This window comes from Pirellulales bacterium (assembly GCA_019694455.1).
In the GTDB taxonomy this organism is placed as follows: domain Bacteria; phylum Planctomycetota; class Planctomycetia; order Pirellulales; family JAEUIK01; genus JAIBBY01.
Genome location: JAIBBY010000092.1, coordinates 1 through 9,440 on the forward strand (window position 1 = coordinate 1; position 9,440 = coordinate 9,440).

A 9,440-nucleotide genomic window follows, 5' to 3' on the forward strand; every position below is an offset into this window, starting at 1 on the left:
CGGGACATACATTCTGCGGCCCGCTGTTTGTGTTCAGCACGTACCCGCATGGCGGATTGAGCACCTGCGGCAATTCTTCGAGCGAGTGAAAGCCTTGCCAGCGGGCCCAGCTTTCGTGCCCGGGCCGAACATCGTGACTCGAAATACGATCGTCGCGTTTGGGAATTCGGCCGTTGGAAATGTAAAAGATGTCGCCCGCCGCGTCGGCATAGGCAATGTTGAACATCACCAGGTCCAGCGATCGCAAAGCATCCCGAAACTCTCCGACGCTCTTGGCCTGGGCCATGTCGCGAAACTGTCGAACCCGATTTGCGGACTCTGTCCATGGCAGCGCAAACACATAAGCCTTGCCATCGTGCTGGGCGACTACCGGGCCGAGGGCGGTGCGGCGCACCGGTAGCCGCCGCTCGGTCTGTTTTTTGCCATCACGAAAGCGAAACAACTCTTCGCGATCATCGAACTTACGCCAGCCTTCGATGTCACGGTACTGGCTAGGGTCGTCTGGATTGATGTCGAACACGAACACGTCGCCCAGATCAGGGGCATTGACCGTCATGCACCAAGCGCTGGTGTCGCTGCGCCCCATGCTGATGAACGGCAATCCGCAGAAACCCGCGCCCATCACGTTGTAGTCGGGGCCGACCAGATGCTGCTCGTACCAGCGATAGAATCCTAGGAACGGCAGATGTGGATCCATCGACAGTTGCGCGGCGCCCGTGGCTGAGCGCTGCGGTGCGATGACGAACTGGTTCGATCCAAACAAGGCGCGACGATTATCGACCACGGCAGTCACCTTGGCCGCGTTGAACTTGACGCCGGCGCCATCGAGATCGTGAAAGCAATGCGCCAGCGTGAACTGCTCGTCGACAAACAGGGCAAACCGCATCACGTCCTGTGGACGAATTGGTTCGATCCAGGGCGGCGCTTGATCTCGATTTTCCTTGACCCAATCATTGACTCCTGCGGCATAGGCGGCAACTTGCATCTGGTGCTCAACTGGAAGCCGATCGTACGAAGCGTCTCCTTGGGCGGGCAGATCAAACGCGCGCACCAGATAATCAGTGCCCAGGCCCGCGATGCCCTCAAACTCGGCGCTGCGCCCGGCGGCGCGGAGGAAATTTTTGGCGACCAACTCAATTTGATCTTCCGCCTGACAATAGCCGGCGCCATAGCAAAGATCGCGGGCGCGTGAGGCAATGATGTGCGGCACTCCGTAGGTATCACGCACGATCTTGACCTTTCCCTCTGAGGGAGGATCGTAGGCTGTCCAATCGGCGCTGCGCGCCACGGCCGAAAACGACACTGCGAACACAGCCACCGCCAGACGAAGCTGAAACATGGTCGTCCCTCCAGCGAACGCGCAATGAACCAACTTTGCATTGCTGCGAAATCAACTGCAGATGCAATCGAGCAGCATGCGCGAGTTCCAGAGGGAAATCAACCAAACCGTCACGTCGATCTCGTGCCGTGCCCGCTCAGCGCGGGCCGTCGGCCGATTGGCGCGCCAACCGAGTCGACTCTTGTCCCTCGCGGATGTGCCGCGAAAAGTCGGGCGAGTCGCGATACAGATACGCCAGATAGTTCACCCGCGACCGCTCCCGCGTCTGCTCAAACGACAGCGTTGTGTCGAGCAGTCCCAGATTGTACGCCAGGCGATCGGAGTGCCCTGGCAGCAGCACGTCCCACCCATACGGCACGCGGTTGGGGACCAACTCGTTGATGTGCTGGCGGATGTTCGTGGTGCAGTTGTTGGTGATCGTGTTGTAGAACTCGGGATCGTCGCGCAGCTTGTTCGCCCGCCGCAGCACATTGGCGAACATCTGCTGCGCCTGCTCGGGCGTGGCCTTGGTGGGATACAAATACACCCCGTCCATACGATAGTTCGAGCGCAGTCGCACCAGGTCGCGTTCGTCGCCGATCACGTACATGATCTCGTACATCGGCAACATCGCCAGCACGGGCTGATAGGTGTCGCCCACGCGCTTGCGCACCTCAACGCTGAGCGCAATCTGCGTGCCGTCGTCGACACCAAAGCTGAGCATGGTGTGCGCCAGACTCGGAATCTCGGCGAACGGCACCACGATGAAGTCGACGCTTTGCACCTGCGACAGGTCGATGCGGCGATCGTAGTGTCGCACCTCGTAGTCCTCGGTCGTGCGATAGTCGCAGTTGCGAATGTTGTGAATCGTGATCTGGCTCCCCGCGATGTCGGCATAGCTCAACACCGCCTGATCGGGCGACCAGTTGGCGGTGTTGGTCGGCGTGCCCAAGGCCGCGCAGCCCGACAGACAGCCGGCCAGCGCGACAATCAGCAGCAGCCGAAATCCAAGACGCATCGAGAGCCGCGATGGTGGGACCGTGAAGATTTCTGGTCGGCTATCCCGCGCGATTGGCGCGGGCCGCCACGTGGCTCGATTGTCGGCGGTTTGCGGGTCAGAACTTGAACGAATCGCGGCGGATTAGCGCTGCTCCGGCGACTTCCCCGCCAAACGCCGCATCAGCAACGGCTGAAAGCCATCCAGCGGCTGATAGCAGTAGATTGCTTGCCGTCCCTTGCTGTCGTGCGGCGTGACCAACAGATAGGGTTTGGTCTTGCGCGGGTCGCGGTCGTCGGTGGCCGTTTCGATGCGCACGCTCGCCGGCTCAGATTTGATCAGCGCCGGGTGCGTGACCCAGCCCACCGCCAGCGTGTCGAAGGGATTGAATCCGCGCGGGCTGATGCCACGCTCCCAGCGCTCGATCCAGTATTGCGAGGTGTCGGCGATCCACTCGCCCGAGCCCCCCGTGGCGCGCAAACGCGCCAGGTCGTCGCGGGCGATCCAGACCTGCGACGACACCTCCCACGGCGCGAGGGTCAGCGGCGCCGGCGAATCGAGGATCACCTGCATCGCCTCCGGATCGTTCTCGAAATTGAAGTCGCGGTGCGGCACACGCTGCGACTCGCTGGAGATAAACTTCTGTCCTGGCCGGCACCCGGCGACAACGACGATGCGCTCGATTCTGGGCGTCAGCTCGGGGCGCCGCTTGAGCAACGTGCCGACGTTGGTCACCGGCCCCAAGGCGAGAATCGTGAGCTTTCTCTCGCCGAGCGCCGCCGCCAACGCGCGGACGGCCTCGTTGTCTTCTCCCAATTCTCTGCTCGCCGCCGCACCCGGATGAATCGCGAGTCCCGCGGGGCCGAACTTTTTCAGCACCTCGCGCGCAATCCGCGTGGCGTCGGCCAACGGCGCGTTGCCATAGACCGTGCTGATGCCGCGAATCGTCAGTTCGGGCGAGTGAAACGCCTGGATCAGCGCCAGACCATCGTCCACGTCGCTGATGCCGGTTGAAGTATCGACATCCAGCCATACATCGACCGGCGCCGCCGCGCGGATGGCGGGAGCGCCGAGGGCAACTAGCGCCAACCAACCAAGCGCAGGCAGCATCAAGCGTGGTCCCACAATCGCCTCCAATCATTGTTCAACAAGGCGTCGCGCGAACGGCCGAGCAGCGCGGCGCGAAAGCCATCGCTCGGCGGAATCGGCAACTGGGCAACGCCGATCAACCGCCGCATCACCTCGCAGGCCGCGAAGCGCGCCAGCCAGACGCCGTCGGGCGCCAAGCGCTCGGCCGACCGGCGACAATACTGATCGAGCAGGCGCTCGGGCAAGTCGATCGGTTGCCGTGCCAGCGCCAAGTGCGCGATGGCGCAGGCCAGATCGAATTCGACCGGCCCAAGAAAACAAAACTCGGCATCGATCACAAACAGGCCGCGCGGCGCCATGAGCCAACTACCGGGAAAGAAGTCGCCGTGCGCCAGGCACGGGCCGTCGGCCAGATAACGCTCCCCGGTTAGGCGTGCCAGCCGACCAAACTCCACGTCGCGCTTCAACTCGCTCGCCGCCGCGTTCAGCCCAGGCTCGAACAGTTCCAGATCGAGTCCGTTGTCGGCCGCCAACGGCAGGCGATAGATATGCTCTTGATTGAGCGCCCGCATGGCGCGGTTGGCAAACCGCGCCTCGCCAGTGGCGCCATAAGTAGCGCCATGCAGCGCCGCCAGATAGAAGGCCAACTCATCGACCTGCTCCCGACCCATCGTCGCGCCACGATACAAGTCGCTGGCGTCATGCGCGTCGGCGATGTCTTCCAGCGCTATCGCCCCAGCGGCGACATCCGAGGCCAACAGCCGCGGCATCCGCCGCGCGACCTCCACGATGTCGCTGGCGCGCTGGTAAAACCGCTCCTCATACTCCATTCGCTCGGCCGGCGCCGCGATGTGCGGATACTTTTCCACCCAGGGGCGGGCTTGCTTCAAGATCAACGAGCGCTGGCCGGTGCGCACGCGGAGCGTGAGGTTCATGTTCCCGTCGCCGGCGCGGCCCACTTCCAGCACCACTTCGTCCGGTTCAATCCAGCCGCGCTCGCGCAGAAACCGCGCGACGCCCGCCGCGTCGCCAGCGTCAAGCCACACCGGTTCCGCCTTTGGGCGCATCGACCTGCTCCACCAAAGAAGCTACTCGCCCGCCAACCCCTGGCAGAGCCAAGCCAAAACCAAAATCAATCAGCGCCTCACTCCGATAGCAAGCTGCTTTCGCAAGCGCTGCTACGGCCCGAATACTCGCGCGTAGTTGCCAAAGCCAAACGCGACCACAATAGCCACCTTGAGAATCCATCCCACCAGCGATTCTTCACCACGCACAATCGCTAGCGTCCGCGAGGCCGACATGAGCAGCACGCACGGCACAACCGCTCGACTGAAGTAGTATCGTTCCTCGTTCGATGGAATCGCCGGTATCGTGAGAAAGAGCGCCGCTGCAAAAAACAGATGGTCGCATGCTGTGCTAATCCAATAGCGCAAGTCGCGTTGCTTGCGCTTCGGTGTGTCTTCCGCCACTTCGACCTGATACGGGTTGTCGCTCATCTCTGGCGAAAATGTTGGGGGAATTTTTTCATGTCGTTCGCTCGGTCTAGGGGCACGCGACTCTACAAATTCTCGCCATGTACACCTTGAAACGCTAATCGATCCGACAACCATCATAGCCTTGTTTGGCCGCACTTGGCTCGCCGAGCGGGGACTGACAGGATGAGGCTCAAGGCCAGCACGGTCAGCCAGACGACTACCACGAAGAATGGGCGAACCACCAGCCGCCCCTCGCCCGCAAACCAGATCCATCGCGCGAACCCCGGCAGGGTTAGGCCAAAACCAATGTCGATCAGCGCCTCGGCCACGAGGTACGGTGGCAACCAAGGTGGAATGAGTCGCAGCGACGGCAATTGCCACTGCGTGCCGGGAATGACAAATGCGTAGCCTCCCCCACCCGAGATGAGGGGCGAAGCTGCGCAGATCGCGCAAAATACTATCCACGTTCGAAACGCGACTTTGGCATAGCCAAACATGGCAGCGCCTCGATCATTCGGCGGGCTGGAATAAGGATTGACCATTGACACTGGTGACTCGTCGCGCCGATGCGACTGGATCGAGCCCACATCAGGCGCCAATCGCCGCTAGCTGCCATGTCTAGGGGCCGTCGCTACTGTGGCCTTCAACTCAACACTCGTCGGGTCTAGCGTAATCAGCAATTGTTCTGTGTCACCCCGACGAAGCCTGATTTCTTGATGATTCGCGGTCTGACGGATCACAAACTGATCGCCGTCGATGACATGAACCCTGCGCGACAAGTCCAATTCAACATGGTGGTAGGAACTGGCGGCGGTCAGCGCTTCGATCCGCGGCGCCGCTGTGCCAAAATCGAGCGTCGTCGCCCCAAGTCGCTGCTTGAGGGCGACTTGTTCGCCGTCAGTCGCCAAGCGCACGGCACAATCGTCAATAACAAGCAGCTTCTCAGTTCGATCGCGCGACCCAGATATCAACCAGTAGATTCGGTCATCAAACGGAAAGACGATTGCCAAGCGCGGGCTCAAATTGTCGGTCGTGCGTTCGATGCGCGAGCAGTCGATTTGACCAAGTTGATTGATTCGAATGATCGCGACCGCGGCTGGGGTCCTGACGTAGGGCGGTTCGGCCAACCAAGTCTCGCGATAAACGATTCGCTCGATCCCAACGAGCACAATCGTCTCCGCGTCCGAGTTCAAAATCTGCGCTGGTCCAAGCTGCCAGCAGCGCTCTCGTCGCGAGTGTTCGACATTTGTGCGGCACCCCGATACAGACACTCCGATGAACGAAAGCAACACCGAGAGCGACAAGGTTCTCAAATACTTAGAACCGTAGCGGAGGCAGGCCGTTTTTCCGTCTCCATTCGTTTTCATGTTCCCCTTCGGTGGCTGGAAGGTCTTTGTAACCAGGAGCATTTTCCGGCGCGAGCGCTTGCACTTTGATAGAAATCTCACTGCCGCTTCGAAAGTGGCTCGCGGTTGTATCCTGCCTCAGTCGGACGCGGGATTCTCCTTGACAGGCGTTAGCACAACGCCCGAAGGGAGCGCCGCCGATTTCGAGAAGACGCCGGGCAAGTCCGCCGGACCGTCGCCTTAGAAACCGCGCAACGCCCGCCGCATCGCTAGCGTCGAGCCACACCTGTTCCGCCGCTGGGCGCATCGACCTGCTCCACCACACAAAACTCCCCGCCCCAAGCTAGCCGATCGACGAATGCGGCGGAACCATCGCCTCGTGGCGCCGCCTGACGCCGGCCGCGATTTTGCTACAATTGGCGCGTCGCTCGGCCTCACTTATTTCCACTCCCCTCGCGCCCCACATGCAGCGTCTCGACAGCGTGGCCATTATCGGAGTTGGCCTCATTGGCGGCTCGGTCGGCTTGGCGCTGCGCGACCGGCGACTGGCCGAGCGCGTCGTTGGCATTGGCCGCCGCGCCGAGTCGCTGGCGGCCGCACAGAACATCGGCGCCGTCACCGAGACCACGCTCGACCTGGCCGCTGGCGTGGCCGATGCCCAACTGATCGTGGTCTGTTCGCCCGTCGATCGCATTGTCGAGCATGTCCGCGCCGCAGCCGCCGCCTGCCCACCCGGCGCGCTCATCACCGACGCGGGCAGCACCAAGGGCACGATCGTCGCCGCGCTCGATGGCGCGCTGGCGCGCGAGGTGACCTTTGTCGGCAGTCATCCCCTGGCGGGCAGCGAAAAACAAGGCCCCACCGAGGCGCAGGCCGACCTGTTCGAGGGGCGGCTGGTGGTGGTGACGCCTGGCGCCCACACGCGCGAGGCCGATCGCCAGCGCGTCGCCGAATTTTGGGAGTCGCTGGGCGCCCGCGTGATGGCGATGAGCCCCGCCGCGCACGATCGAGCCGTGGCGGCCTCAAGTCATTTGCCGCATCTGGTGGCCGCGGCGCTGGCCGACGCCGTGCCATTGGCCGCCCACCCGGTCACCGCCGGCGGCTTTCGCGACACCACGCGCGTCGCCGCCGGAGACGCGGAATTGTGGACGCAGATTCTGCTCGACAACCGCGAGGCGGTGCTGGCCGCCTTGACGCCGTTTGAAGAAACACTGACGGCGCTGCGCGCGGCGCTCGCCGCCGGCGACCGCCAACAACTGAAAACCATCCTCAACCGAGCCAAGACAAAACGCGATGCTTTGGGAAGTTGACATTCATTCCGCCCAGGGGCAGCCCGATCTGGCAGCGCAGCGCGTGCAGGCGGCCGCCGCCGCGCTGGGCATTGCCGACCGCCTGGCGGTACGCACTGCGCGAGGCTTTTTGCTGCAAGGCAATATCGACCACCAGCAGGCCGAGCGGGCCGCCCGCGAACTCTTGGCCGATGCGGTGGTCGAGCGCGTCACCATTGACGTCGTGGGCTCGGCGGCGCTCACCGACGGCGACGAGCAGGTGGTGCATGTGTTGCCCAAGCCGGGCGTGATGGACCCGGTGGCGCACAGCGCGCAGGCGGCGCTGGCCGATCACGGCATCGAACTCGAAGCGGTTCGCACCCTGTCGAAGTATTGGTTTCGAGGACTGGCCGCCGATCAACTCGATGCGCTGATCTCCAAGGCGCTGGCCAACGACGCCGTGGAACTGGCCATTCGCGGGCCGCTGACGATCGATCGGCTCGATATGGGGGCGCCCTACGAGTTTCAGCGCGTGGAGGTTCCGCTACGCGGGCTCGACGACGCCGCGCTACAGCGCCTGAGCCGCGAAGGACAGCTTTATCTGTCGCTGGTCGAGATGCAGACCATCCAGGCCCACTTTCGCGAACTGGGGCGCGAGCCCACCGACGCCGAGCTGGAGACGATCGCGCAAACGTGGAGTGAGCATTGCAGCCACAAGACGCTGAAAGGTCGCATTCGCTATCGCGACGAGCACGGCGCGCGCGACTTCGCCAACATGCTCAAGGAGACGATCTTCGCCGCCACGGTGGCGGTGCGCAAGTCGCTCGGCGCCGCCGATTGGTGCGTTAGCGTCTTTGAAGACAACGCCGGCATCGTGCGGTTTGACGAGCAGCACAACGTGGTCTTCAAGGTCGAAACCCACAATCATCCCTCGGCGCTCGAGCCATATGGCGGCGCCAACACCGGGCTGGGGGGCGTCATCCGCGACTCGCTCGGCACCGGCCTCGGCGCCAAGCCGATCTGCAACACCGATGTCTTTTGCTTCGCCCCGCCCGATACGCCTCCCGACCAGGTGCCCGCCGGCGCGCTGCATCCGCGCCGCGTCATTCAAGGGGTTGTCGCCGGCGTGCGCGACTACGGCAACCGGATGGGCATTCCCACCGTCAACGGGGCGGTGTTCTTCGACCGCCGCTATCTGGGCAATCCGCTCGTTTATTGCGGCAACGTGGGTTTGATTCCGCGCGACAAGTCGCACAAGGCGGCGCAGCCGGGCGACTACATCGTGGCCATTGGCGGCCGCACCGGCCGCGACGGCATCCACGGCGCCACCTTCAGCTCGGCCGAACTGACGCACGAGAGCGAGACCATCAGCGGCGGCGCGGTGCAGATAGGCAACGCCATCACCGAAAAGATGGTGACCGACGTGGTCCTCGCCGCGCGCGACGAAGGGCTGTTCACTGCCATCACCGACTGTGGCGCCGGTGGCTTCTCGAGCGCCGTTGGCGAGATGGGCGCCGAAATCGGCGCCGAGGTGCAGCTAGAAACCATTCCGCTCAAGTACGCCGGTCTGAGCTACGCCGAGATGTGGATTTCCGAGGCGCAAGAACGCATGGTGCTGGCGGTGCCCCCCGCGCAGTGGCCGCGCTTTCATCAGCTTTGCGCCCAAGAGGGAGTCGAAGCGACCCGCCTGGGCACGTTTGTCCCCACCGGCCGCTTGCGACTCACCTATCACGGTCAGGAGGTGGCCGACCTGTCGATGCACATCTTGCACGATGGCCGGCCGCCGGTGGTTCGCGATGCGGTGTACGAGCCCGCGCCCCTTGAGCCGCAACCGCTGCCAGACAAATTTCGGCTCGACTACACGCCCGAGCTATTGGCGATCCTCGGCTCGCTGAACGTGGCCAGCAAAGAGTGGATCATTCGCCAGTACGATCACGAGGTGCAAGG

The 9,440-nt window shown here is 63.2% G+C and carries 9 protein-coding genes; 3 read left to right on the forward strand and 6 right to left on the reverse strand.

The window, feature by feature from the left end; all coding sequences use genetic code 11:
• The 6 genes from K1X71_20380 to K1X71_20405 all read right to left on the reverse strand — a co-directional run.
• Positions 1–1,339, reverse strand: a 1,339-nt coding sequence (locus K1X71_20380) for a penicillin acylase family protein (GenBank protein ID MBX7075506.1), incomplete at its 3' end; no start/stop codon positions are given.
• Positions 1,340–1,475: 136 nt separating this feature from the next.
• The gene (locus K1X71_20385; GenBank protein MBX7075507.1) at positions 1,476–2,336 is read right to left on the reverse strand and encodes a DUF4105 domain-containing protein; all 861 of its coding nucleotides are present in this window, start codon (positions 2,334–2,336) and stop codon (positions 1,476–1,478) included.
• Positions 2,337–2,459: 123 nt separating this feature from the next.
• Entirely contained in the window at positions 2,460–3,425 is a 966-nt protein-coding gene (locus K1X71_20390; GenBank protein MBX7075508.1) for a nucleoside hydrolase, read from the reverse strand.
• Positions 3,425–4,471 carry a phosphotransferase gene (locus tag K1X71_20395; GenBank protein MBX7075509.1) on the reverse strand — a complete coding sequence of 349 codons (1,047 nt, stop codon included), beginning with the start codon at positions 4,469–4,471 and terminating at the stop codon, positions 3,425–3,427. Before K1X71_20395 ends, K1X71_20390 begins: the two co-directional genes overlap by 1 nt.
• A gap of 111 nt (positions 4,472–4,582) precedes the next feature.
• A complete protein-coding gene (locus K1X71_20400) occupies positions 4,583–4,900 on the reverse strand; it encodes a hypothetical protein (GenBank protein MBX7075510.1) in 318 nt (105 codons plus the stop codon).
• A gap of 113 nt (positions 4,901–5,013) precedes the next feature.
• Positions 5,014–5,376 carry a hypothetical protein gene (locus tag K1X71_20405; protein ID MBX7075511.1) on the reverse strand — a complete coding sequence of 121 codons (363 nt, stop codon included), beginning with the start codon at positions 5,374–5,376 and terminating at the stop codon, positions 5,014–5,016.
• Positions 5,377–5,592: 216 nt separating this feature from the next.
• On the opposite strand from K1X71_20405, the gene K1X71_20410 reads away from it, so the two are divergent.
• The 3 genes from K1X71_20410 to K1X71_20420 form a co-directional block, all read left to right on the forward strand.
• Positions 5,593–6,315, forward strand: a complete 723-nt coding sequence (locus K1X71_20410; protein MBX7075512.1) for a hypothetical protein — start codon at positions 5,593–5,595, stop codon at positions 6,313–6,315.
• Between the two features lie 374 nt (positions 6,316–6,689).
• Positions 6,690–7,535 (forward strand): prephenate dehydrogenase/arogenate dehydrogenase family protein, encoded by an 846-nt coding sequence (locus K1X71_20415; protein ID MBX7075513.1) that lies wholly within the window; start codon positions 6,690–6,692, stop codon positions 7,533–7,535.
• The coding region (locus tag K1X71_20420) for a phosphoribosylformylglycinamidine synthase (protein ID MBX7075514.1) at positions 7,519–9,440 on the forward strand (1,922 nt) is incomplete at its 3' end. The genes K1X71_20415 and K1X71_20420, both read left to right, overlap by 17 nt.